We start from the raw sequence: 24,327 nt of genomic DNA, 5'->3' as shown, positions 1-24,327 counted from the left end.
GTCAGCGGTGCCGGTCCGGCGGCGCGGGGGGTGAGCTCCGCTTGCCTCTCGGGTTCTTCCAGGTCAGCGACGTCTTCCGGCGGGTCGTCTGGATCGGAGTCGCGGCCGGGTGGTGGGGGTGCGTCGACCGAGTCGAAGTAGTCCTCGAGTCCGGTCTCCAGGTGGGTGAGTGTTGACGACGTCGGCGGCCCAGGCGGAGGTGTGCGGGTCGGCGTCGGGCTGCCGGGCCCGTTCGGTGAGGGCTTCCTGCAGTTCGTGCAGCCACGGACGGGCAACTTCAGGGGCGAGTTCGGCGGCGACGGTCCTGGCCGCCAGGGGCAGAAGCTGCTGGGGGGCCGCAGCCACGGCGCGGGCTGCGCCGGCGGCGAGAGCTGGTTGCTCCGGTATGGCCCGGGCGACGACGGTCAGGCTCTGATGGCGTTGCTCCGGCGAGAGGTTGGGGTGGGGCAGGAGGTGTTCGATGAACTGCCGGTCGCTGGCTTCTTCTACTTCGGCGACCAGGGCGGCACCGAGGACGTCGGGTCCCATGGAGCCCCAGTGGGCTCCGTCGCCGGAGGGGTAGGCGGCGGTGAGGATGTCCTCGTACGCGGCGAGCCTGGCTTCGTCGTGCGGTGCCGTATTGGGGAAGCCGCTGTAGTGCACGTCGAAGCCGGCCGCGACGGCGGCCTGGGCGTTGGCCTGCTTGCGGGCGCCGGCCACAGCCTGGACGCAGACGAGGGTGCGCATCAGTTTTTCGTCGAAGAACAGCCCACGAGCCTCCACGATCCTGCGCCAGTAGCTCATCTCGTGGGCGATCAGAACGTCCATGGGCTTTTCGTGGCGGGCGAAGAAGTCGTTGAGCGTGGTGAGGACTTCGGCGAGCGCCGCCATGTGTAAGGAGACGATCCTGTCGTCGTCCGGGTTCGCGCTGCCCGTGTAGACGTCGCCTTCCTTGATGCCTGAGGTGGGGGTCAGGGGCGACGTGGCCCATTGGTGCCCGGCGGCTCGCAGAGCACTGATGCGCTCATTGAAGGCCCGCTTGGCGTCGTCGAAGACGGATTGCGTGTCAGTGTCGCTGAGTGCGTCGTCCGGTTCGATGGCAACGGGCGTGCCGGTGCTGATCACGCTCGTGCCCTGCCGGGCGCGGCGCAGGGAGGGCCACCAGTTGTCGTGGCCGCGGGCCAGCAGGAGCAGGCGCACCGGTTGGCCTCCGCGGCGCGCGGCGAGGATGTCGAGGACCTGGTCGATCTGGGTGCGGCGGGTCTCGGCGTAGTCGACGGCGATCAGCAGCGGGTACTTGCTGGCGCCGAGCATGCCGTAAGGCGGGGGTTGAAAGCGCGGGGTGTCGGCAAGGAATCCGCCGGTCCATCCTCGTGCGGTGGGCTGCTCCGGGCGGGGCTGGGCCAGGCGGTGGAGTAACTCGGTGACCAGGCGGGTCTTGCCGACGCCGCCGATGCCGGTGACAGCGGTGATGTCCGAAGCGCGGCTGGTACGGCACCAGGCGTCCAGCGTGTCGAGCTGGCCGGTCATGCCGGACATGGGGACGACAGCCGAGCGCGCGTGGAGGAGGTAGGAGGAGGAGGAGGAGAGCTGCGGGTCGGGCACGTCGGTGAACAGCACGCTCAAGTCGGCGGGCTGCAGTTGCGGGGCCATCCCCGTCACGGAGGTGACCGCGTCAGTGAAGCCGGGCGACGCGAACAGCCGTGCGGCCGGCATCAGGTACAGCAGTCCGCACGGCCAGTGGTCCGAGGCGAAGGTCGCGACTCCCACGAGCATGTCGTGGCAGAACGCTGCAGCCCCGGACATGCCGCGCCACAGGTCGGCTGAGCCAGCGGAGGCATCGCTCAATTCGAAGCCGTAGTGGCCGCTCCGGGATCCGGTAGCGGGCTTGATGTGCCCGTCGACGGTCTTCAGGTCGGCGACGAATGTCTGCGGGGCATCGGGCAACGCCAGCCGCATCGCCCGCGGGAAGCCGGTCATCGTGCACATCGGCCGCGCGGCCGGATAGTCACAGGTCAGTTCTCCCCAACGGGCGACCGCGAGATCCGTCCCCAGCACGGAGTGATCCGAGGCCAGTAAGACGACGTCCAGCGCCGCATCTGCCCAGACGACCTCGGCTTGCGCTGTCCGGCCGGCCTTGTCTCGGACGGTGACGGGCTGCATGTCCCCACCCGGGCAGGCCACATGCTGCGCGGTCAGCACCACTCCGGGCGCGATCAGGCAGCCCGAACCGAACATCGACACACGCGGATTGATAACTTCGACGGTCCGCTGCTCCACCGGAACGCCGTTACATACCTGCAGGAGGAACGGGGACCGGATCCAGACCCCGCTCGTCACCGATAACCGTTCGGCGGCCGCCCGGCGCGGGCTCGACTTCCAGCGTGACGGTCATACGGTGGGTCACCGAACGGGCACGCCCCCCACGGGCATCGGCGGAAACGACGAACGCCTTGATCCCGCCGCCGGCTGACGCTTCATGGCGTAGCTCGATCCCCAGATCGAGAGTGACGTCCTTGACGGTGAATCGCACGGGAGAGCCGTCCCCGTCCTGCTGGGCGGTTACGAGTCCGGCGCGAACCGCCTTGATCGCTTCGGACAGCTCAGTTCCGTCTAACTCCATGTGACCCCCGGCGTGATTTCCGTGACGGGTTCAGTCTGCCGACCGGTTCGTGGATAGGGAAGGCGGCCCCGCGCCGATCAGGAATCCGGGCGTCCAGCCCGGCGCCGACCGTCGGCGGCGCGCCGGATGCTGCACCGGGCTGGTCAGTCCGGTGCGCACCCGAGGACGGCTTCGACGGCTACGGCTCGCTGTTGGAGCGCGCACCACCACTGCAGTTCGGCATGCGGCGTGAGACACATCCCGTTCCGGAAGGTGGGCGGCCAGCGGAGTTACTGGTGGCGCCACAGCTCATACAGCCGGCGGACTTCGCTGGAGATGGCCGTGCGCAACTCGTTGTCGTCGATCGGGATGTCACGGCCGAGGGCTGCTGCGACGCTGCGGAACCGCGAGGCGATCTCCGGGTCGCCCGCCGCGGTCAGGGCCGACAGGAGCGGTTGGTCCGGCGGCGTCGCTTGGTCGACGCGGATCAGCACGTCCAGCCGCTCGGCAGGGGTCATCCGCGGCAGAGCGGACCCGAGCTGGGTGCGCAGACGGGACCACGAGGTCGTCTCGCCTGCGCGTGCCGCCTTCTTCAGCGCCCCGCACACGGCAGCCGCCGCAGAGTCGAGTTTGTCGGCCGACAGTACCCCGGCGATACCGGCTCGGTGGCCGCGCGACTCAGCTGTGGGCTGGGCGGGCACCGTGCTACTGCCGGACTGCTCGCCCTTGGGCTTCCCGGCCTTCCAGCGGGCGATGTCGTGACGCTGACGGGTGGGGACGTGTCCAGCAGCGGCCTCGGCGCGTTCCAGGTCCTCCAGAGCAGTTCCGTACTCGGTGGCGGACATGGTGGGGGCGCCTGCTTCCAGGCGGGCCAGCAACGCGGTGATCTCAACCCGGGCGGCCCGGCGCGCATGCTTGGCCTTCTGGGTGTCTGCAGCCTTGGCCGTCTTGACCGGCTTGGGGGCCGGCCGCGCCGGGGTCGGCCGCTGCACGTCGTTCGGCGGGATCCAGGACAGAGTGCGGGGCTGCACCCGGGACCTGGTCTGCAGCGTCCGGCCGCGCCAGCGGGTCCAGATGGACTCCGCGGCGGCCAGCAGTGCCGCCTCCTCTTCGGTGGGGGCGTCGTCCCGGCGGACCGCTTCCCGGGCCTCCTTGAGCCAGGTTCCGACCGCGCCGCCCCTCTCGGAGTCGACTGCCTCGCGCAGCCGGCGGAAGACCCAGCGGCGGTTCTTGTCCCGCTCGTCCAACCAGTCTTGCGCCTGCGCGGCGGCTTCCTCCAGCTTCTCCAGCGCAATGCCCTCACACCGCGCCTTCGCACCTTCGGCTGCCTGCAGTAGACCACGGACAGCGCTGACCTGGCCGCCCTGCCTGCCAGCAGCCAGGAGACGCACGAGGCTTCCGATCTGTACCGGTCCGCGAGTACCGGCATCGGCGTCCGCGGTGGGCACGGCATCGCCGGACGGCGGCGCCGACGCGACAAATCCCTCGAGCGCGGGGGTCTTTAGGCGGCCCTCCGCAGTGATCTCGCACCGCTCTAGGGAGTACCACTCACTGACTCCGCTGTCCGGGAACACGGTGCAGAACAGCAGCACCCGCTTGCTGCCCTCGCTGCGCATCATGAAGCGGTTGACGTACCCACGGCGGCGCAGCGTCGCGCTGTCAACGCGGACGTTCGGACCGAGCACTAGCTCCGGCCCGGCCTCGCCACCCCAGTCCAGGGGCAGCGCGGGGTCGCTGTGGAAGCGCAGGTTCAGCCCCTCGCTCGTAATGTCGACCAAAGATCCGGGCGGGGCCGTGTCGTCGTGCCCGGAGAACCGGTACTTCGGGTCACGGCCCTGCCCACGCAGCCAGGACTTCGTGCTCTTGAGGATGTACAAGTGGTCGGCGCTGGCGACCCCTGCAGTCTTCTCCCTGCGCCCGCAGGCCGGCCGGTCTGGGTTGGCCAAGTGGTAGAAGTGGCAGACCCGGCTCTCACCCCTGCGCGTACCCAACTCGAAGCCGCAACCGCCCAACAGCTCACCGCAGAAGAACCGGTGGCCTGCGTGCTCTTCGCGGAAGGCGAGCAGCTCATCAAGTTCGGTCGGGCACACCACCGGTTCATCGGAGTCCGCGCGGTCCAGGACCGCAGTCTGGATCTGCCGGTTGTCGAACGCCATCGCCAGCCTCTCTGCCAGCAAAACTACGCAGCCGCCTTCAGCTCTCCGTGACCGGCGAAAAGGTCAACTCGCACTGAAACGAACGGCATCCCATCAACTAACGAACATATCGTCACCCTCCGACACCGCGCCCCTTCCGAGGCGGGTGCGGGCAGGACGCATCCGGCAACATGCCGTTCCCACTTCTCCCTAACGTGTGATTCATGTGTGATTCAATGTGTGATCCATGGTAGGTTGCGGCATGGAGGTGAGCTATGCCCACCGAGAACGAGCTGTTCAGCGCTGTCGATGCACTGCTGCAACAGGTCCCGTCCAATGACCTTCCGCCACCTGTGGAGCGCAGGCGGCTACGGAGGCTGCGGGGCTGAGCCAGACCCAGATCGCGACCGCGCTCGGCACCCGCCGTGAGGCGGTCGGGAGCTGGGAGGCCGGGCAGCGTGAACCGCGGTCGCCGCAGCGCGCCGCCTACGCCCGGCTGCTCGAAGGCCTCGCTCAGCGCTTCCCCGCAGCGTCGGCCGACGCGCCGCAGCAGGCGCCGGAAGCGCGACCGCTATCCACAGGCCTCGCGACCGATGCTGCGATCATGACGAACCAAGAGAACACCCAGCCGACCACCACGCCCGCCACCCCCGCTCCGGCCGCCGCGCCCCGTCCGACGACCACCGCCAGGAGCACGTCGACGTCGCGCCGCCCGGCCGCACGCAAGGCCACCGCGAAGGCCGCCGCGGCCGCGCCGTCGGCGGCCGCGGTCGATCCGCGGTTCGCGCACGGCCCGCTCGGCGTGCTGGACGGCGACGGCTCCCTGTACTGCGCGGGCGGCCTGGTCCTTCAGTGTCCGGCCACGTCGGTGCCGGACCTGGTGGCCTGGACGCTGGCAGAAGCCCGGCTCGGCGCGAGCCGGCTGCACCGGGCGGGCAAGGACTCCGACCCGCTGATCGTGGTGACCGCCGCGGCGGCGATGCGGCTCGGGCTGCCAGAGCACCTGGAGGACCGGCGGTCGATGCGGCTGCCGGAGGACCACAAGGTCGTCAAGCAGATCGGCCGCGCGAAGTGGCAGCTCACCAAGCGGGGGTTCGGGCCGTGGGCCAGGATCTACCGGCCGGCCAAGGGCAGCGAGCGGCAGTGCGTGCAGCTGGCCGTGCTGCCGTGGGGCGCGCTGGACTCCCGGGCGTGGGGCGACGCGGACCAGCTGGCGCTGGCGGAGCTCGCCCGGGTGCTGACCGCCTACGCCGCCCGGGTGCTGACCCCGCGCGGCTCCACCGCGGTCGCGGGCCTGGAGTTGATGACCGCCTTGCGGCCGCCGACCCGCGCGGTGAAGGACGACACGACCGACGCCTGGGTGTCCGGGCCGGTCCCGGGCTCGCTCACCGCGGCGGTCGACCCGGCGCCGCCGGAGGCCCCGGATGAACACCCCGTCGTGCACGGCCTGTACCCGCCTGCCCAGCCGCGCACCGCGGCGGAAGTCCTCGATGAGGAGGCGTTCGACTGGATCCGCCCCACCGAGCTGCTCACCGATGCCGAGTGCGCGAAGGCGTTCGCGGTCGGCGTCGACGTGAACACCGCCTTCCTCGCCGCCGCGAACCGGTTGGTGGTCGGGCTGTCCGGACCGGAGTACGTCAAGGCGCCGCGGTTCGACAAGGCGGTGCCCGGCTCCTGGCTGGTGGACCTGTCCGGGATCGAGCTGGACCCGCGGCTGCCGTCGCCGTTCACGCCGCACGGCCGCCGCCCGGAGGGGCCGGCCTGGTACGCCACCCCGACCGTGGCGTACGCGCAGGAGCTGATCGACCAGTTCGGGCTGCCGGTGGAGCTCCGCCCGCTCGTGGCCTACGTGCGGCGCGAGACCGGCCCGTACCTGGACCCCTGGTACAAGCACCTGGCGGAGGCGTACAAGCAGACGATGGCCGACCTCGGCATCACCGCCGACCTGTCCCCGGCCGCGTTCCTGGCCGCGATGGAGACCCACAAGGACGGCGACCCGAGCATGGCCGCGGTGCTGTCCGCGATCAAGTCCACCGTGAAGGGCGGCATCGGCAAGCTGCGCGAGCGCCCGCAGGGCACCAGGTACCGGCCGGGCGAGCGGTGGTCGGCGCTGGAGCGCCCGACCTGGCGCCCGGACATCCGCGCCGCGGTGATCTCGGCGGCCCGGGTCAACATGCACCGCAAGCTGGTCAAGACCGCCCTGGCCACGCAGGCCGGCCCCGCGCCCACCGGTGCGGTGACCTTCGGTGAGGACGCGCTGCTGCCGATCGCGCTGCTTTCGGACTGCGCGGTCTACCCGGCCGCCGGACCCTCGCCGCTGGACGTCCTGCCCTACGACCCGGCCGGGAAGCCGGCGCCGGGCACGTTCCGGCTCGGCGTCTCGCCCGGCATGGTCAAACACGAAGGCACGCAGCCGCTGTTGTGGGCGGTGGAGCTCCTGGAGCAGCAGCACAACCCGGCCCGGCACATCAAGGGCGACGACACGCTGGACGACGGGGAGTAGAGACGTGGGCGAGATCGAAGACGCACTGACGCGGGCCGCGGCGAACACCGCGACCCGCCCCATTCCGAAGTCCGCGCAGGCACAGATGCGGTTCCTGCTCAAGACGGAGATGATGGTCTGCGGGGGAGTGTCAGTTGGGCATCGTCATTTGAGTGTCAGTGGCGCAGGCTCAGTGACCTGGTAGTTGGTGCTGACGGGTGGTGCACACCTGTTGCTGACATGAGTGACGAAGGGCCATGTCATTCTCACGCAGACTGCTATGGCGGATGCAGAGTTTGTGCTGGCCAGAGGACGAGTTCCATGCTGTGGAACGGTTGGCCTTGGCAGCCAGCGACTGGTACGTGGACGGCGGCAGTGACAGCGCATGATGGCTCTTGCGTGTCCAGGCTGGCTGGTTCCGGGGCTGCAGCGGCCGAGTGTGGGGCGGGTGAAGGCTCACGGCAGCGTGCCATCGAGGCCGGACATGGTCTGGACCGCGTTCTGACAACCGACAACCTGGTGCGCGACGTCGTACGGTGTGTGCCCCGCAGTGGAGCTGCCGGGCACACCCGTTCCGGGGAGAGTCTGGCGGCCCTGGTCGGCCGTCATCACCGTGCAGCGCACTCAGGTCGCCGGTGTCACAGGGAATCGAAGACGGTTGCGCTCCTGTCCTCGGGTTCGATGGGCCCAGTCCAGAAACGATGAGGCAGGGGTTTCCTGGTCTTCCGGTTGGCTTCCCACCTCTTCTTCTCCATGGCTTGGAGATCATCCGCCTTTGCCGCGCGCAGGCTCGATTCGATGACGAAGTGCCGCGCCCAGTCGTAGTCGTCGGACGTTACCTCCTCCAGGACCCTTCCGATGTAGTAGCGCTTGTCGCCGTTTCCGTAGGTGCGGACCTGGGGGGTCAGGATGTGGAAGCGGGCCATGCTCGCGTAGTCGATGCCGAGACTGATGGCGGCCAACAGAGTGTCCTGGGTGATTGCCATGAAGTTGTCGAGCTTCTCGAGTCGCCTGAGACCAGGGTCCCGATACTCCCCGCGAGGCTCATCGAAAGGGGAGGGCTTCTCACCGAAGCTGAAGGCTGACCATCCGGTTGCCCCTTCACCGCTCCGGTAGTTGGTGAGCAGTGCCTGGAATGCCAGGTTGAGGCCGGCCATGGCCTGGACGTAGTCGCCGATCTCGGCATGCGTTTGTGTGTCGCGCAGCAGTTGCTTGACCTCGTGCTGAGTTAGCAGGTCGACCATGTCGATGGTGTCGAGCTCGATGCCGAAGATATTGGGGGTGACCGTGGTGAAGAAATCGACAACGGTCTCGCGGGCCTGCTCGATCTGGTGCGCGGAGGGGAAGGTTCCGTTGTGCTTGAGAGCGACGCGGGCGTCGTTGAGGCGCCTCATCTGATCTTTCTTGGGGAGTTCATAGACCGGTTTGATTGCTTCCCAATAGCTGAGGAACTCCGCGTTCTTCTTCAGGTCCACGCCCAAATGCTGCGCGGCGAGGCCGATGAAGTTCTCCACCGCGTCGTGGAAGGACGTGATGGCCCGGGAGCGCAGTGGCGAGGGTTGCCCACTCTGCTCGACCCCCTCGCGGTACAGGTACCGGACATACGCGAGCCGCTGAACTGTCAGCGGATCAAGAGGCTGCGCCATTACAACTCCAGGGGATCGTCATGTGCTTGAGATTGTGACGGCGTACGGTGCCCTGCCGCACCAATATTTCCGTGCGATCCGCGCAGCCCAATCGCCCAACCGCAGCTGCGGCTGCACATTTGCCCACCACGATGGTCTGCGGGGGAATGTCGCTTGGGTATCGTCGTCTGAGTGTCAGGCGTCTCAGTCCAACGCGTCGAACAGCAACTGCTGAGCGAGGCTGGAGGAAGCAGTAGGCTGCCGTACCGGCCGTTGGCCAGCGCGTGACGGCACGCGTCCCACAGGGCGAGCATCTCGTGCCGTGCACCGTGCACCGGCCGTAGCCGAACGTCTGACAGCCCAGCCCTCAGTACCCGCCCCGCCGCTCCAAGACCACAGGACTCCGAAGGCAGTGGGCATTGTTGGGCGGTGGACTCTCTACGTGGCTTCTGTCTGCAGTGGCCAGCTCAGGGTGGCAAGCCCCGTCGGACCGCCGATGTGCACGTACTGCGTGCGGCCGGGGGTGTGGACGATGTTGGTGACCGGCGCCGCGGTGAGCAGGGAATGCACGAGACGCCCGGTGAGGGGCTCCCACAGCCGCATGCCGGTGCCGTTGCCGGCTGCCAGCAGACAGGTTCCCTGGACGTGGGGGAGCGGGGTCATGACGGAGGTGTACGGGGTCTCCATCCGGCTGATCGGGCTCCGTTCTCGAGGGTCCCAGATCACGAGCTCGTGGGGCGTGGCGACGGCCACCGCGATACGGCCATCGGGCAGTGGGACGAGAGACAGCGAAGTGGCTGCGGTGCGGTGGGGCAGCGTGCTGTCCTCGACGAGTTCGCCACTGGCCACGTCCCACACCAGCAGTCGGGAGCGCGCGGCCCCCATCACCAGGCAGCGGCCGGTGGGGGAGGGCAGCGCCAGCAGCGCGGTGATGCGCTGCCCGCCGTCGGGTAGTCCGGCCACCTCGCCGGTGATGGCATCGACGACGACTGCTCCGGTGTCGCTGGCCACTACGACAGCGATCCGGTCGTCCGGAAGCCGCACGGCGCAGCAGCGGTTTTCCTTGAACGATCCGCTTGCGATCGGCTTGGCGGCATTACGCCCGACGTGCCACAGATGAATGGTCTTTTCGTCACCCACCACCACGGCGGTCTCGTCGCCCGGGCCGGGTACTGCCTCCAGGAACGTCACGGGCTTGGGGTGCTCGTAGTACTCCAGGCATTGGCCTGTCGCGGCGTCGAGGATCTCCACAATGTAGGCAGTGGGGACGGCGAGCCGCTGTGCGCCGTCAGCGGGTGGCAGCGCGGTCATCATACGTGCTGTGGCCAAGGCACGCGGCGGCTCGTTCATCGCAGTCCGGTGGCTGGGAAGTGTGCTCCGTCCGGCCCGGTGCAGCAGGATGCCCTCGTCGCCGCTCACCGCAAGCTTCCACTTTCCGTTCGGGGCCGAGACGGCGGCGAACATTGCTCGTGGCTGCGCCGGATACGCTCCCACCTGCCGCGGCTCGGGTTGGGACACATCCCATACTGCGATGGCCTCGTCCGTGACGACGCCCGCCAAGCCGGCACCGTCCGCAGCGGTCACGCTCACTACGCGCCGGGCCGCGCCGGGCAGTCGGCCCGCCTCTTCGCCCATCCAGAAGGCAGTGGGGAAGATGCCGTCTCGGAAGGGGTCGAACAGCATCACCGGCTGGTTCTGGCCGAGTACTGCCAGCAGGTCGCCTCCGGACGGACCCCGTACGGCCGCGATGGACAGGTCCATGGAGAACGGCACATCCAAGGGGAGCACGTCCTGCGTCAGGGGATCGAACAGCACCCACCCGGCGCGATACCGCTTGAGCAGGTGATAGCCCCGGCCTTCCGGGTTACGGACCCAGGTCAGCCGCTCCGGGAGGCGGACACCATCGGGCAAGCGCACTGGGCGGACCGCTCCTTCCGAGGGTTGCCACAGGATCAGTTCGTTCTGCCTGCTGGCCACCACCATCGTCCACCGGGCGTCACCATCGCGTGCCACCGTCACCGTGCGCACGCTGTTCCGCTCCAAGCGCGCCAACTGGCGGCCCGAGAGCGGGTCGAACACCGCCGCGCTGCGAGGCTGGGCCGCCACCAGGAAGGGACGCCCGCTGGTGCCCCTTGCGACGGTCAGGGCGTGTGCCACACCTGTATTGATGTGCGTGAGCTGCTGGCCCGTCGCGCTGTCCCAGATGCCGATGCCGCCGCGGGTGCTGGCAGCGAGCAACTGCCGACCGTCCAGCGTGCTGAACGTGCACAAGGCGTGTACCCGGCCGGAGGGGGAGGCCACCACGTTGGCACGCCCCTGCCAGTGCCCCCACTGCGTGTCCAGAGCCGCGCCGATGGTGCGGGCGGAAGGAGGAGGCGACGGCCGCACCGGGCTGTTGTCCCAGTCCGACACGTTGTTCGCCGCCAGATGGAAGGCGATGCTGCTCAGGCGGGACGGCACATCTACGGATGCATCCAGGTAGGGCTCGATGAGCCCGGCCGCCGTGAGAACCCGGCGCTGGGTGTGGCCCACCGGCAGCGGCAGGCCCAGCCGCCCGCGCAGCGACCCCGAACTCTCCCAGACCGCCAGCTCCACCGGCATGATCGAATCGTCCAGTGTGTGGCCCAGCTCGGCATGGGCCACCGTGTGGCGGCGCACATAGGGATGCGGTGCCAGGCGGCCGCCCTGCTCGGCCAGCCGAGCGCAAGCCTCGGCGATGGCACGGTGGACCTGCTCTGCGGGCTGCATGGACGCCATCTCGGCAGCCCATTTCTCAGGAACGCCGGTTGCTGGGCCAATGGCCAGCGAGCCGGGCTCGGTCAGGAGTACCTCAGCCACCCGCTGGTGGGCGGGCCGGTAGGTGACCCGGCCGTCTTCCTCGCCGATGGCTAGGTAGCCAACCAGGCGGCTGTGGCGCACCGTGCGGATTACCGCGTCGATTTCGCCGGAGGCCGGTGAAGCTGGGCCGAGGACCGCGGCTGTGACCGCCGGCCATACTTCCGCCCACGGTAGCCCCGCGGCGCCCTGGGCGAAGGCGGTGGCCCGCAGCACCGCCAGCAGCAGCCGCAGATCGGTGTCCTGGTCCTCGGCCACCTGCCGTAGATCGCTGGCGAGCAGCGCTGTTGTACCGGCCAGCAACCGGTCGCGCCAGTGGGAATCCGTCACGTCCTGCCGGCCGGATGCAGACCTCAGCTGTGCGGCGGCCAGACGGGCGTCGAGGAACGACGGCGTAACCGCCTGCGCGATCACCACCGCAACATCGGCCGTCGCCGCGCCATGGCCGGCATACGGGCTGTCCTCGGTCGCCTGCAGAACCATCTCCACGTAGGCGGTGATGTCGTCGACGGTCTGGGTACCGTCCGTGCGCAGCAGAGCCAGCGGCACGGTGCTCTCGCCCATCCCCGCTTGCAACGCGGTATGCAAAAAGCCCAGCAGCTGGTCGGCCGCTGCATCCTGCAGCTTGCCACCCTCGACGTCCTGCGCCGAACTACGCATCCCCAGCACCAGACGCACTGCCGGCTCCCCGCCCGCAGTACGCAGCTGGGCCAGAGGCGTGATTACGTCGGACAGACAGGCGGTGGGCTCCTGCGCCTCGTCCAGTCCGTCGATCACGATCGTCACCGGACCCGTCCCGCTCGCACAGGCGGCGCAGACGCGGTCCAGCAACGCCTGCAGAGGAGGTTCGGCCTCTGCGGCCTGGGCGCCGAAAGCGGCCAATAGATCGTCGATCAGCGTCACCGACGATGCCCCTCGCGCCAGTACGGCCGCGTCCACGGCGCTCGCATCAGGGCGCAGCCGAGCGGGAATCGCTGCGACGGTGTCCGAGAACCGGGACCGGGTGATGAACAGGGGATCACTCAGGGTGACCAGTCGGGCCAGCAGCGCCGATTTGCCCGAGCCAGCTGCCCCAGTGACCACGAGCACTCCTGCACCGGCGTGGACGAACTCCACCAACGCCTGCATCAGTGTCTGGCGGCCGCTGAAGTACCAGCCCAGATCGCCGTCGTCGGTGCGGCCCGAGGCACGGGCCAGCCAGTACTGCTCAAGGGCGGACGCCGACAGCGACACTGATTGCCGGGAGGCTTCGACGATCTGTTCCTGCGGCCGGTATTGCGGGTTGGGCAGGCACAGGCTCGGCTCGTCGCGGCGGGAATCGGGCCACACCCACAGCGCCCGCAACAGGTCGGGATGGTCCTCCTCCACCGTCTTGAGGAGCTTCTCCCATTCCTCGAACGACAGGTGCGGGGCGGTGAAACCGGCCGATTCGTCCCGGACCTTGTCCAGCGCCAATCTCAGCAGTCGCGTGAACTCGCCCCGGTACGGCTCCTTCTCGAAGTCGCCACTGGTGATCACAGCGAGGGTCTTCAACCTGCGCCGCTGATCACTCAATTCCTCGAACAAACAACCCAGTTCAGACTTGAGACTTCCGGAGAAGCACGAGTCGACGAGCACCAGCACGTGCTCCGCCTCGCTGTCCATGACCTGTGTAATCAACTCGCTGGTGGGGAACGCGGTGCCCAGCAGCCGGTCCTCCTCCGTGGAGCCGAAGGTCAGGAAATGACGCCGAGACTGGCCCCGCAGGCCGTGCCCGGTGATGTAGACCACCAGAGCCTCGTCCCATGCCGCCCGGGCCAGCGCCTGATCGGCCATGAAGACGCGCAGATCCTCCGGCTGCGTCAGATCCTTGGGCCGGGTGACCTCGAACCGCCGGTCCTCGTCCATTGCCGGACCTGCCAGCCAGCCGGTGATCGTCTCCACCTGCTCCCGGATCCCCGCGGTGAACTCGTCATCGCCGGTGAGGTATTCATCGACCGCGACGACCACCAGTCGCCGCGGCCCCAGCGCCACGTTCTTCAACCCACTCCCCCTCAGCACGCACTGCCGAGCACTTTAGCCACCGGCAGGCCCTCGGCCGATGCGGCGCTGTCTCCGTCCGGGGCCGGATACGATCCCAGCAGTCAGAACAACCCCGCCTCCGGCGGGGAGCACGTCCGGGGGAAGGGGCAGCGTGCACATCGTCGGAATCCATGGCATCTGGCAGGGCAACACCAACGCCGTGAAACTCTCGGCCGACTGGGCCGGTGCCCTGACCAAAGGCCTGCGCCGCTACTACGGTCCCGACTGCCCCGTTCCGCCACTGCACGTGGCCTACTACGGAAACCTCTTCCACACCCCGAGTCAACGCCTGGGCGCGCACGAGGACACCCCTCTCGTCGACGACACCGAACCCTTCACCGACCAGGAGGAGGCGTTCGTCCTCGACATTCTCGCCCTGTACACCCCACTCGGGCTGGATCCCGAGCAGCTCGAGACCGAAACCCTCGGCCTGGGCGTCCCCTACATCCCCCGCCCCGTCGCCCGTGCCCTAGCTGCCGCCGACCACAGGATCGGCCGTGACATGGGCCGGCGCCTGCTGCGCTTCGTCCGTCAGGTCTACCGTTACCTGCACCACGACATCGGTGAGCGCATCCGCGCCGAAGTCCGGACCGAACTGCACCGCCCCGGACCTCGTCTCGTCATCGCCCACTCCCTGGGCAGCATCATCGCCTTCGACATGCTCACCCGCGCCGACACCGGACCCGGGCCCGACGGCCTGACCGCCCTGGTCACCTGCGGATCCCCCCTTGCCTGGCCCACTGTCCGCCATTCCCTGGGCCAGGACGGCCCCCTCCAACTGCCCGATGGCATCAGTTGGATGAACCTCTACGCCGCCGGTGACATCGTCGCCCAGAGCGGACTGGCAGCCGTCGCTCCGGCCGTCCGCGACGAAGTTGTCCACAACGGCATAGCCGAGCCGCACGCGGCCTTGCGCTACCTGGACAAGCAGCCGCTCGCCGACCTCATCGCGAAAACCGGCACCCCGTGAGCCCAAGCCGCCGCCCCGCAAAAACCACGAGACGAACCTGGTGGCGCAGCACTGCCGATCTTTCGGACTGAGTTCGCCCGCCGCGTCGTCGCCTCCAGCGCAGACGTCACCGCTGCCGTCCACCAATGGCTGCTCGGTCCGAGAGGGCGACTCTCTCGTCCTCCGAACAGCAATCAGGACGACGCTGGGCACCCCGGACCGTAAGGGCCTGTAGCCTATCGGGCCTTCAGCGCCCTGCAGTCGGCGATCGCGGAGCCTTGAGAAACGTTGCAACGTAGGCGGGGTCATTCCCACTGTGCTGCCTCGGGCGCGTTCGCGGCGGAGATCCTGCTTCCCGCGACACTGGTGAACCGCCATCTGACCGCCTCCGGACCTACCGCCGGCGACGTCGTGGAGCTGTGGCGGGCCGGCGGAGCCTCGCGTATGGCAGTGTGCGTCCGAGCAGCTCAGCACCTGCCCGCCCCCGGCCACGTCATCCTGCTGGGCGACGACGGCCGCACCGCGTTCGCGGCCTCCAGCGGCCTGCCACCGCTGAAGCGCGGCAGCTTCCAAGGTGACATCCCCGTGATCGACCGGGCCCGCGCCTCCGGCGGACACGCGCGCGGGCGCACCCGCCTCCACTACCGCGACAGCATCCAGGGCCAGGAACTGTACGCCCAGACCGCAAGGATGGGCGGCTACCTCGTCGTCGTCCTCGTCACCGACCTGGCCCCCTGGCTTGCCTTCGCGCCTTCATCGGCAGACACCAGTCCCCAGGCGAGCGAGTACATCTGCGAACACTGCGGCCACGAATACCGTTCCTTCGAGCGCTCCTGCACCTCCTGCCGCATCCCCCCGTGCCCGGAGTGCGGACGCTGCGGATGCGCCCCGAAAGTCGCCGAGCGCCTGTGCCAGGGCTGCTTCATCGTCCATCCACCCGCGATGTTCACGTCCGGCAGCGACCGTTGCCGCGAATGCTCCTGACGCCTGCCGGTCCCCATCCGTACCGGCGAGTTACGTCGTCTGTTCCCGGCGAGGCACCCGCACCGGATGCCCACCCGACAGCGGAACCTGGTGCCGGCAACGGGCCCACCGCACCACGGCCGGCAGAACAGCGAGACGTAACCCGATGCTCAGCACAAAATCAGCCTTCAGCAGGTTCGACGAGAACCTCAACCTCGATATCAAGGACCGCCTGAGCGCTCAGAACCGGCACGTGAAGATCACGGACCGGCTCACCGCGCTCGGCCTGGCAGCCAGCACGTTCCTGCAGGGCAGCTTCGCCCGCAAGACCATGCTCAAGCCGTTGAAGGACGTCGACATGGTCATCGTGATGCACACGGACCTGGAGGCTGACCTGCGAAGCCCTGGCGGCCCGGTTCACGCGATGTCCCTGATCCAGGAAGCCGTGTCCGAGCTGTTCCCGACGGCCGAGTTCGATGTCGACGACAAACCCGCCCACGCCCTGCAGGTGACCTTCACCGACCTCGGTTTCACCTTCGACCTGGTACCCGCCCTCGCCGACCCCGATCCCGACAGCGAGATCGTGCACATCGCCGACCGCGAGAACGACACCTGGGAGTGGTCCAACACCCGCACCCTCAACCGCGTCATCAGCGCCCGCAACCAGGCCACCGGCGGCCGTTTCGTCCATCAGGTGCGCATGCTGAAGTCGTACAAGAAGGACCATCCGGTGCTCGACGACACCTGCGGGCTGCTGTGGGAGGCGTTCGCCCACGATGCCGTCACCGCCCAGGTCGAGGACGCCCGTGCCCTTGCCGACACCCTCGCTTACGCCGCCCAGGCGGTCCTCGGCCAGGTCTACGACCCCACCGGCGTCGACGACCTCACCGTGGACTGGACCGGCATCGAGCGCTCCTCCTACGCCGCCCTCCTGTCGGCCGCGGCCCGCCGCGCGGCTGAGGCCCGCCGCCTAGAACAGGACGGCGACCACCCGGCCGCGATCGAGATCTGGCACGCGCTGATCGGTGGCCCGTTCCCGCAGGCCGAGGCCCAGTCCGCTGCCGACGCCCTGCGAGCCCTGGCCGCAGGCAGCATCACGTCCGCCGGCCGCGCCGTGTCCTCCCGCCGCGCCCAGCAGCCCGCACGCCCCGCGCGGTCATGGCGTACCCGCTGAGCCGCGCGCTCGCCGACCCGGCAGCAGCAGCCCGGCACCTGCTGTCCTCCGAAGACATCTTCGGGGTGCAGCAGGCGTCGGGCCGCGCCGGGCCCGGCGGCGCAGCCATCCTCGAACTCACCCTGCACCCCCTGCCCGCGCTGCACCACGACGGATACCCCGACGAACGCGTACGCCTGATCGTCCGGGCCGACCTGACCGTGCACGCCTTCCCGCTTGCCAGCGCCGGACGCCGCTTCAAGCACCGCAACCCCGCCCCCGTCCGCGACCTGTGCCTGCAGTATCCACACGACGACCCTGCGCTGCGCTGGATCCCCGGCGACGGTCTGGATGCACTGATCACCCTCGTGCACCGGCACCTGATGTACGAGGAGGCCTGGCGCCGGACCAACGTATGGCCAGCTGAGGACGCCCCGCACGGCGAGCCTCCCGGCGACGCACATCCCGTCCGCTCCCTCGCCCTGCAGCACGAAGCACGGCGGTGGGCCCGGTGACCATCGCCCCCGCCCCCCACCCGACGATCCTCAGCACGGCAGCCAGCCACACCAGCACCACCGCGACGGCCACCAACAACTCACTGACCACCATCCTGCTGCTGGTCCTCGGCTCATCCGTCGTCGTCGGCGCCCTCGGCCACATCCTGACCGGCCTTCGCGCCGGAGCGGCAGCCCGCCGCGACCACTACGCCACCGCCGTACGACTCCTGGTCGCACGCATCGAATACCCCTACCGTATCCGCCGCCGCACAAACGACAGCCCGGAAACACTCGCAGCCCTCGCCTCAGCAGGCCACGACCTCCAAGAACGCCTCGCCCAGACCCGCGCATGGATCACCGCGGAGAGCCGCCCCCTCGGGGAGCTCTTCGATCACTGCCTCTCCACGATCAACACCCCGGTCGCCACAGCCTGCTGTGACGCCTGGGCAGCGCCACCCATCACCGCCGCCGGCCAGATGAACCTCGGCGGGTTCGGCCCCGGCAGCCAGTCCGCCACCATCGCCTCGATGGAACACGCGATCAGCTACCGCTTCGGGATCCACCGCCTGCTGCCCACAGCCATCATTAGCTATCGGCTTCGCCGCCGCGGATACCTGCCCTGACTCATCAACGACAGGGGGCACAGCACTCGCCCGGACCTGACGCGCCCCCGATACGGCTACTGAAGAGTTACGTTGTCTGTCCCGGATGAAGCGCCGTACAGGCGCCGCACGGGATCCCGGCACCGGCTCCGGGCACCGCCACTTCATGCCGGCAAGAGCAGCGAGTACGAAAATGGCAATCCAGATCACAGCCGTCCGGATCTCCGGCGAGATCGCGCACGAGCACATCGTCCACCTGTGGTGGACAAACCCCGCCACCGGAAAGACGGGCAACAACTCCCGGGCCGAGATCGTCGACTGGATCGAAGTCCAGAACGGCAAGGCATACACCGATGACGCCCGAGGCCACCGGGCCGACGTCCTGGTCGTGACCCCGGCTCACGGCGAGAAGTACCTCCGCACCCGCTCGGACGGCACCTGGACCGACAACCTGTTGGCGCTTCCACGACGCTGAGGTACGACCGCAGACACGGCGAGATGGCCCACACAAAATCCGTGCGGGGCCATCGGCCAATTCTTTCTCTATGCCCACTTCATGCCCACCTCCCGCAGCGCGCCCAACTGTTCGGCGGTGAGTTTGTCGCGCCTCGATTTGGTGTTGGAGATCCACACACCCAGCTTGATGACCACGCGCTCGGTCTGGCCGTCGACGGTGATCGTCTCGCTGTGCCCTCTCGGTACGGGCCGGTCTGGGCCTTCCCGTTCGACCCACTGGGCGAGGGCCGCAAGTCCCCGTTGGAACGCCTGCGCCGCTTTACGCGACGGCCCCTTCGCCGCGCCTGTGGCCGACGGGGTGGGAGCGGTCGCCTGACAGGGCTGTACACCCAGCTCGGTCAGCCGTTCCTGCTGTTCGGGGGCGAGCTGCGCCCAGGTGGTCGGCTGCTTGTTCCGCTGGATCCAGGTGCCGAGGTCGTCGCCATCCCACATCGCGCCGGGCTCGATGTCCGGCAGGACGCCGCCGGCTTCGTCGGCGGCGAGGTCGGCCAGGACGCGGTGGTGCCGCTGCCAGTCCAGGGGCCAGGGGCAGTTCCAGTCCTCGTCGATCGCGGTCAGTTGGATGGCGCGCACCCGGGCCCGCTCCGGGTCCTTGCCGAGGCCGCCGGTGCGGCGGAGGTTGGCCATGTGCTGTCCGACCGGCACGAGTTCTCCGGCGGCGTCACCCTCGCCCCACACGGCATCCTGCCGCGGCGCGAGGTGCCCGGTGGCCCGCCGGTAGGACCGCAGCGCGCTCAGCTTGGCCTCCCACGCCTCCTGGCTGGGTTCCCAGAGCATCCCCGCCGCGGGCGCGTCCAGCAGCTCCTTACGCCGAGGCTCCAGCTCTCCGGCCCGCAACGCCTTGCGCTGCTGGTGGACCCACCGCCCGAGTGGGAAGGATTTCGTGATGCCCACGGTCGTCTCGGTGTCGTAGGGCACGGCGTGCAGGCCGGTGATGCCGCTCTCCGCCCGCCAGCGGAGCAACGCTTGGTATCCCTCGAGCCAGACGAGAGATTCGGGCCGGTAGACCCGGGTGCGCAGGAACGCGGCGATGGTGGCGGGGTCGCGGGGGCTGGCGAAGTTCAGCAGCGCCGACTCGGCAGCCCCGCAGCCCTGCCCCTGCTCCTGGTTCTCCCCGTCGCCCTCGCCGCTGGCCCCGGTGATCCGGCCGTTCTCGTCACGGTGCATGTGCACCCGCCGCTGTTCGCGGCCTCGGGTCAGGGCGCGGGAGGCGAGTTGTTCCACCAGGCGTTCGTCGTGCGAGCGGAGTCCTTGGAGTACAGCTACGAGGGGCGCGAAACTGGCGGAGGCGATCATGTCGGTGGGGTCTTCGCCGGGTTCGAGGAAGACGGGCACGATGATCCTGGCGACCTTCGTGCTGCCGTCGGGGTTGGGGCGCAGGGCGCGGCCGATGTTCTGGACGATCTCGACCTGGGAGCCGCGGGTGTCGGCGAAGCAGATCGCCTCGACGCCCCGGGTGCCCACGATGTCGACGCCCTCCCCGAGCACGCGAACGCTGGCGAGGAAGGCGCGGTGGACGCGCCGGCCGGCGGCGTCGATTCCGTTCGCGAATTGGCGCAGCGCCTCGCGGCGTTCGGCGACGGTGTGGTCGCCGAACAGCCAACGCGACCAGACCCGGTCCGGGTGCACGTGGCGGCCGGCCTCTACCTCGTCGGGCTCTGCCCCGAGTGGGGAGTCAGGGCGTTCGTCGGCCTGTTCCAGGACGTGGTCGGTGACCGCGTCGGTGTACAGGTCGGCGGCCGTCTCCGGCAGCTTGTCGGCGAAAGCCTCGGCTTCCTCGACCCGGTGGTGGAACGTCATCACCGTCTTGAGATTGAGGCGGGCGGCGTGCTCCAGCAGCGCGGCCTGCAGCAGCGCTAGACGCCTGCCCCGCCTGGCCTCCTGCGACAGGCCCACGAAGTAGTCGGGGTCCTCGATCTCCAGCACGTCGATCTCGAACCCCGCCAGGACCCCCCTCTCCACCGCCTCCGACAGCCCCAGCTCCGCACCGGGAAGCCAGACCCCGAAGGTGCCCTCCGGGTCGCTGATCATGCTCGCGATCTCCAACTCCTTGCCGCCGGCGCCCTTCTGCGGCCGGGGCGCGGCCAGGATGCGGGGGGTGGCGGTGAGGTAGAGGCGGAAGTCCGCGGGGATGCGGACGTTGTCGTGGATCGCCGCCCATGGCCGCGCCATGTTCCCGGTAGTTCCGTGGGCTTCGTCCACGATGGCGAGGTTGAAGCCGTTCATGCGCTGGCCGTAGAGCCGGTCTCCGCCCGCCAGAGCGGCCTCCAGCGGCCCGCGAACCTTCCGCCGACCGGTCATGTCCTCGGGGTCCTCGCGGTCCACCAGAGAGGCGTACGTGGCGAACACCACGACCGGCCCGGCCCCGGCCCACAGGGCGAGCTGGATCGGGTTGGTGGTGGTGCGCACCCCCAGTTCGCCCAGCACTGCGTCGTTCTCCAGCGAGCACACCGCGACCATGGGCGAGCGGTGGCCCACGGTCCGCCACGCCTGGGCGGTCTGCACCAGCAGGTCCAGGGTCGGGACGGTGACGAGGATCCTGCCTTCGGGGAAGGACTCCAGCGCGCTCGCAGCGGCCATGATCGTCTTACCGGACCCGGTCGCTGACACGACCGTGCCCCGGTTCCCCCGCTCGGGCACAGATGATCTTGCGGGGAATCCCACCCACTTCCGGAAAGCCGCCTTCTGCTTCACCTGATGTTCTTTGAGCGAAATAAAAGACATTCCCTACCTCCCCTTGCGTGAATGTCAGGCGGTCTTGTACGGGTAGTTGTAGGGCCGGTCGTCAATCCAGGTGATGCGGTTGCACTGGTGCGCTCCGGGCATCGCCTTACTCGGTGCCAGGCCGCGCTGCGGGGTGTAGCCCTCTGGGTCGTAGTGGCCGGCCTGCCGGGTGCAGACGATGACGTCGCCGGTGGAGTATTCGATGCTGCGGGCGTTGCACAGCCCGCCCGCCTCGCCCAGGGCCTCTAGGACGTGGCGGCGCTCCATGGTGTTCGGGTGCGTGCGCGGCAGGACCGTCTCGCAGACGAACGCCTCCAGGCGCTCCAGCCCGCCCCGCTCGCCCCGCCTCACGTCCGCGATGTGCACGGCCAGTTCAGCGGAACCGGCCGACTGGCCGCCGCGCCGGGACCAGTCCCGGTCGGCGATGCATGCCCACCAGGGCCTCGCTCACGGCCGTTACGCCGTCATCCCAACCGTCTGCGACCACCTCGCCCCGAGAGGCCGGCGCCATGCTTTCCAGCTCGACCACCTCGCTCTGCGCACCGGCGACTGCCCCGGCCTCCACCGCGGCCACCAGTCCGCCTCGCCCGCGGGCACGCCCTGCGCCTCCAGCAGCGCGAACAGCCTCAACCGGGCGTTGACAGCGGCAGTCTGGTACTGCGTCACTGCGCGCACCTGGTCACCTGCCGGCATCAGTTCTCCTCCGGGGAGTCGGTGGGTCCGTGCAGGGCCTCGATGGTGTCGAGGTCGATCCCGGCGGCCAGGCTGTCGAGGTAGTGGCGCTGGTCCCAGGTCAGGTCCAGCGCGCGGTCGTCGGCGAGCCGGGCGAGGGTGGCGGCAGCGAAGCCGGGCGCGACGGCCTGGACGGCGTGCCGCATCGCCTCCAGCGTGGCCTCGGGCCTGCGCTCGTCGGCCTCACAGGTGTAGTGCAGCGCGATCTCGTACGCCTCCCAGGCCCGGCCGGCCAGCGCCTCCAGAGCACGGGCCACGCCCGGATCCTGATCGGAGGCAAGGAGAACCGGAGCGGAACTCGCGGCTGGGGCACCCCCGGCGCCTGCCGACGGCCGGACGTCGGCGGCTTCCGCCAGGCCAGGCCGTGGTGGTCCAGGTAGGCCAGGAGGAACACCGCCAGGGCTCGGCCGGGGTCGCTGGCGTGCTCGATCCCGGGCGGCTCGCTGGTCCAGCCGAAGAGAGCCTGGTGGGGCCGGGGGTATACGCCGCTGCCGTGCGGGTCGGGGAAGACGACGGCGCGGGTGAAGAAGTCGTTCGGGACGCGGACCTGGTCCGCGTCCTGGCTGTCCGGCTCACGGCTCCCAGGGCGTTCTCCAAGATGGTGGTCAGGTACCGCCAGCGTGCGTCCTCCAGCTGGTAGGCCCCGCCGACCGGGCGTTCCTCGGGATCCGCCTCCGCGGCGTCACCGTTCGCGCGCTTCTCGCTCTCCTGCTGCCAGCGGTCCACGGCCGGGTCGTTCTCGGGGGAGTAGGTTTCCCACCCCGAGTCGGCCATCCAGCTCAAGAGCCGCTTCAGTTCGTTTCGCCGGACCGCCGCCAGCCGCTCCTTCGTACTGACCGCTGGCCGGTCGTCCTTTTCCAGGCCGTGAGCAGCCACCCAGAGTTCGTGAATTTGATCCGAAGTCAGCCCAGTAATCTCACGTTGGATTTCCTTCCGCGCCTCATGGCGCATTTCGAAGCTCAACGAATTCAAAGCCTCCTCGCCTCTCGCGCTCCGGCCTGTGGCCGGGAGCTGTCCCGTGTTTCCGCCAACAGTACATGCTGCATCAGTCAGATGCACCCGGTACACTGGAACCCACACGAACGAGCGACCCCCACCACTCTCATCACCGGCCCCCGCCCGGGGGTCGGCCAACCCACACCGCCCATTCCCTCCTTGCCCACCTGCTCGCCGTGTGCGTGGTGGGTGTGCTGCCGAGAGGGCAGAAGCCGGGTATGGGCAATCCGGTGAGTACTTCGCGCCATGCGCGTCTGGGGAGGCGCCGCCGTTGGTCGATCCGCCTGTGGGCACTGGGTTTGGTGATCTTTTACGCGGGGTTCGTGATCGACCTTGTCCTCGGGGATATGACGGGCACGTCTCTGACGTTGTCTGTCACCAGCGCCGTACTGCTCACCGCATCGGCAATTGTGGGCGTGTGGCTGACGATGCGCCGCAGCCGGCAACCCTGAGTCCCAACCGAGACCATCCTTCTCTGTCGGCATCCGAAGCAGCCCGCCGTGTTCACTGCGGCAGTGCGGGAAAAGAGACGGATATGAAGCATCGTCTGAATGCATACGTTCCGCCGGCATGGACCAGGCCAGGCAACCGATGGGGCCCGCGACTCTACTGGCCGATGCTCTGCCTGAGCATCGGCCTGTTGGTTTGGCGGGTGATTGACGATGGCAGCGCCGGTGGCATCGCAGTGGGAGTCTTTCTTGTCCTCATCTGGGTCTGCTTGCTTGTCGCCAACCGAACCTCACGCCGCAAGCAAATCGGCCGCTAGTCCTCGTTGCCGGCCCAGTCGTCCTTCCCCTCTTGCCAGTCTGCTTGTTGCCCGCGCCTGGTAGGGGGCGTGGGCATGCCGCCTGTTTCCGCGGTTTGGGGGAGGGAATCCGGCATCCATGACTCAGAACCCCGTCCTGCAGATGGCATCAGGCCTCAGCGAAGGCAACCCCTTCGTCATTCTGTTCCTGTGCGTCTTCCTCGCCGTCGGCCTACTCCAGGTGGTGCGCCCGCAGCTGCTGTGGAGGTTCAACAGGCGCCTGCAAACCGGCTGGGTGAGAAACCCTGACGGGACCGAGCCCACGGGCAGGGGTTACGCAGCGCAGCGAGTGACTGGAGTGATCTTCGTGGCGGTCGCGGCGTGGATGCTGGTCAAACAGTTCTGACTTTCTTTCCTGATCCGCCCCACGCGCCCGGGCCTACCCTCCTCGCCAGCCTGCTTGTTGCCCCACCCCGTACGGGCCGCGCTGAACGGCCTTTCCCGCAACCGTGACGGGGCGCGAAGCGCTCCGTCAGGACCCGAGCGGAGCGAGGGGCCAGGCCCGCCAGGAAGTGGGCGGAGCCCGCGCCCTGGCGGGCCGTCAACCCTGGAGCGAAGCGGAGGGGGCTGCCCCCGGAGTCGGGGGCAGACCGCGCGGAGCGCGGTCACGCAGAGCGAAGCGCTGCGTGACGCTTGCACATCGCGCAGCGATGTGGTACCCGCTCCGCGGG

General features: G+C 69.1%; 16 protein-coding genes and 1 pseudogene. 9 read left to right on the top strand and 8 right to left on the bottom strand.

Going from position 1 to position 24,327, the window contains the following annotated elements; genetic code table 11:
• Nucleotides 1-63: 63 nt before the first annotated feature.
• The 3 genes from ACIQCJ_RS16985 to ACIQCJ_RS16975 all read right to left on the bottom strand — a co-directional run bounded on the left by ACIQCJ_RS16985 (nucleotide 64) and on the right by ACIQCJ_RS16975 (nucleotide 4,737).
• Complete coding sequence (locus ACIQCJ_RS16985; protein ID WP_402711772.1) at nucleotides 64-2,259, bottom strand: serine protease; 2,196 nt, start codon at nucleotides 2,257-2,259, stop codon at nucleotides 64-66.
• Between the two features lie 10 nt (nucleotides 2,260-2,269).
• Nucleotides 2,270-2,602 carry a trypco2 family protein gene (locus tag ACIQCJ_RS16980; RefSeq protein WP_051675299.1) on the bottom strand — a complete coding sequence of 111 codons (333 nt, stop codon included), beginning with the start codon at nucleotides 2,600-2,602 and terminating at the stop codon, nucleotides 2,270-2,272.
• 269 nt (nucleotides 2,603-2,871) lie between these two features.
• On the bottom strand, nucleotides 2,872-4,737 hold the full coding sequence (locus tag ACIQCJ_RS16975; RefSeq protein ID WP_402711771.1) for a hypothetical protein: 1,866 nt from the start codon (nucleotides 4,735-4,737) through the stop codon (nucleotides 2,872-2,874).
• 254 nt (nucleotides 4,738-4,991) lie between these two features.
• Between ACIQCJ_RS16975 and tap the strand changes: the two are divergent.
• Nucleotides 4,992-7,219, top strand: a pseudogene (gene tap / locus ACIQCJ_RS16970) (telomere-associated protein Tap).
• A gap of 617 nt (nucleotides 7,220-7,836) precedes the next feature.
• Here the strand turns inward: tap and ACIQCJ_RS16965 are convergent.
• Both ACIQCJ_RS16965 and ACIQCJ_RS16960 read right to left on the bottom strand, forming a co-directional pair.
• Nucleotides 7,837-8,844 (bottom strand): hypothetical protein, encoded by a 1,008-nt coding sequence (locus tag ACIQCJ_RS16965; RefSeq protein WP_402711770.1) that lies wholly within the window; start codon nucleotides 8,842-8,844, stop codon nucleotides 7,837-7,839.
• A 417-nt stretch (nucleotides 8,845-9,261) separates the two neighbouring features.
• Nucleotides 9,262-13,671: an AAA family ATPase gene (locus ACIQCJ_RS16960; protein WP_402712122.1), complete on the bottom strand. Its 4,410-nt coding sequence runs from the start codon at nucleotides 13,669-13,671 to the stop codon at nucleotides 9,262-9,264.
• A 160-nt stretch (nucleotides 13,672-13,831) separates the two neighbouring features.
• Here ACIQCJ_RS16960 and ACIQCJ_RS16955 point away from each other — a divergent pair, with 160 nt between their 5' ends.
• From ACIQCJ_RS16955 to ACIQCJ_RS16930, 6 genes are all read left to right on the top strand, one after another.
• The gene (locus tag ACIQCJ_RS16955; protein WP_402711769.1) at nucleotides 13,832-14,689 is read left to right on the top strand and encodes a hypothetical protein; all 858 of its coding nucleotides are present in this window, start codon (nucleotides 13,832-13,834) and stop codon (nucleotides 14,687-14,689) included.
• A gap of 423 nt (nucleotides 14,690-15,112) precedes the next feature.
• A complete protein-coding gene (locus ACIQCJ_RS16950) occupies nucleotides 15,113-15,652 on the top strand; it encodes a hypothetical protein (RefSeq protein ID WP_402711768.1) in 540 nt (179 codons plus the stop codon).
• A 145-nt stretch (nucleotides 15,653-15,797) separates the two neighbouring features.
• The gene (locus ACIQCJ_RS16945) at nucleotides 15,798-16,805 is read left to right on the top strand and encodes a hypothetical protein (RefSeq protein ID WP_402711767.1); all 1,008 of its coding nucleotides are present in this window, start codon (nucleotides 15,798-15,800) and stop codon (nucleotides 16,803-16,805) included.
• The gene (locus ACIQCJ_RS16940) at nucleotides 16,790-17,299 is read left to right on the top strand and encodes a hypothetical protein (protein WP_402711766.1); all 510 of its coding nucleotides are present in this window, start codon (nucleotides 16,790-16,792) and stop codon (nucleotides 17,297-17,299) included. Before ACIQCJ_RS16945 ends, ACIQCJ_RS16940 begins: the two co-directional genes overlap by 16 nt.
• Nucleotides 17,296-17,904, top strand: coding sequence for a hypothetical protein (locus ACIQCJ_RS16935; protein WP_402711765.1), 609 nt, complete (start codon nucleotides 17,296-17,298; stop codon nucleotides 17,902-17,904). Before ACIQCJ_RS16940 ends, ACIQCJ_RS16935 begins: the two co-directional genes overlap by 4 nt.
• Nucleotides 17,905-18,076: 172 nt before the next feature.
• Nucleotides 18,077-18,358, top strand: a complete 282-nt coding sequence (locus ACIQCJ_RS16930; RefSeq protein ID WP_402711764.1) for a DUF3892 domain-containing protein — start codon at nucleotides 18,077-18,079, stop codon at nucleotides 18,356-18,358.
• A gap of 68 nt (nucleotides 18,359-18,426) precedes the next feature.
• Here the strand turns inward: ACIQCJ_RS16930 and ACIQCJ_RS16925 are convergent, their stop codons facing one another.
• The 3 genes from ACIQCJ_RS16925 to ACIQCJ_RS16915 all read right to left on the bottom strand — a co-directional run bounded on the left by ACIQCJ_RS16925 (nucleotide 18,427) and on the right by ACIQCJ_RS16915 (nucleotide 22,112).
• Entirely contained in the window at nucleotides 18,427-21,123 is a 2,697-nt protein-coding gene (locus ACIQCJ_RS16925) for a Helicase associated domain protein (protein WP_402711763.1), read from the bottom strand.
• A 24-nt stretch (nucleotides 21,124-21,147) separates the two neighbouring features.
• The gene (locus ACIQCJ_RS16920; RefSeq protein WP_402711762.1) at nucleotides 21,148-21,489 is read right to left on the bottom strand and encodes a hypothetical protein; all 342 of its coding nucleotides are present in this window, start codon (nucleotides 21,487-21,489) and stop codon (nucleotides 21,148-21,150) included.
• Between the two features lie 326 nt (nucleotides 21,490-21,815).
• A complete protein-coding gene (locus tag ACIQCJ_RS16915; protein ID WP_402711761.1) occupies nucleotides 21,816-22,112 on the bottom strand; it encodes a hypothetical protein in 297 nt (98 codons plus the stop codon).
• Between the two features lie 957 nt (nucleotides 22,113-23,069).
• Between ACIQCJ_RS16915 and ACIQCJ_RS16910 the strand changes: the two genes are divergently transcribed.
• Together ACIQCJ_RS16910 and ACIQCJ_RS16905 are read left to right on the top strand one after the other, a co-directional pair.
• On the top strand, nucleotides 23,070-23,303 hold the full coding sequence (locus ACIQCJ_RS16910; RefSeq protein WP_402711760.1) for a hypothetical protein: 234 nt from the start codon (nucleotides 23,070-23,072) through the stop codon (nucleotides 23,301-23,303).
• A gap of 432 nt (nucleotides 23,304-23,735) precedes the next feature.
• Entirely contained in the window at nucleotides 23,736-24,002 is a 267-nt protein-coding gene (locus ACIQCJ_RS16905; RefSeq protein ID WP_402711759.1) for a DUF6199 family natural product biosynthesis protein, read from the top strand.
• The last annotated feature ends 325 nt before the right edge of the window (nucleotides 24,003-24,327 follow it).

Origin of the sequence: Streptomyces sp. NPDC093221, assembly GCF_044753885.1 — a bacterium.
In the GTDB taxonomy this organism is placed as follows: Bacteria; Actinomycetota; Actinomycetes; order Streptomycetales; family Streptomycetaceae; genus Actinacidiphila.
The sequence above is the reverse complement of the archived record's forward strand: the minus strand, read 5'-3'. Positions and strand labels throughout refer to the sequence as shown.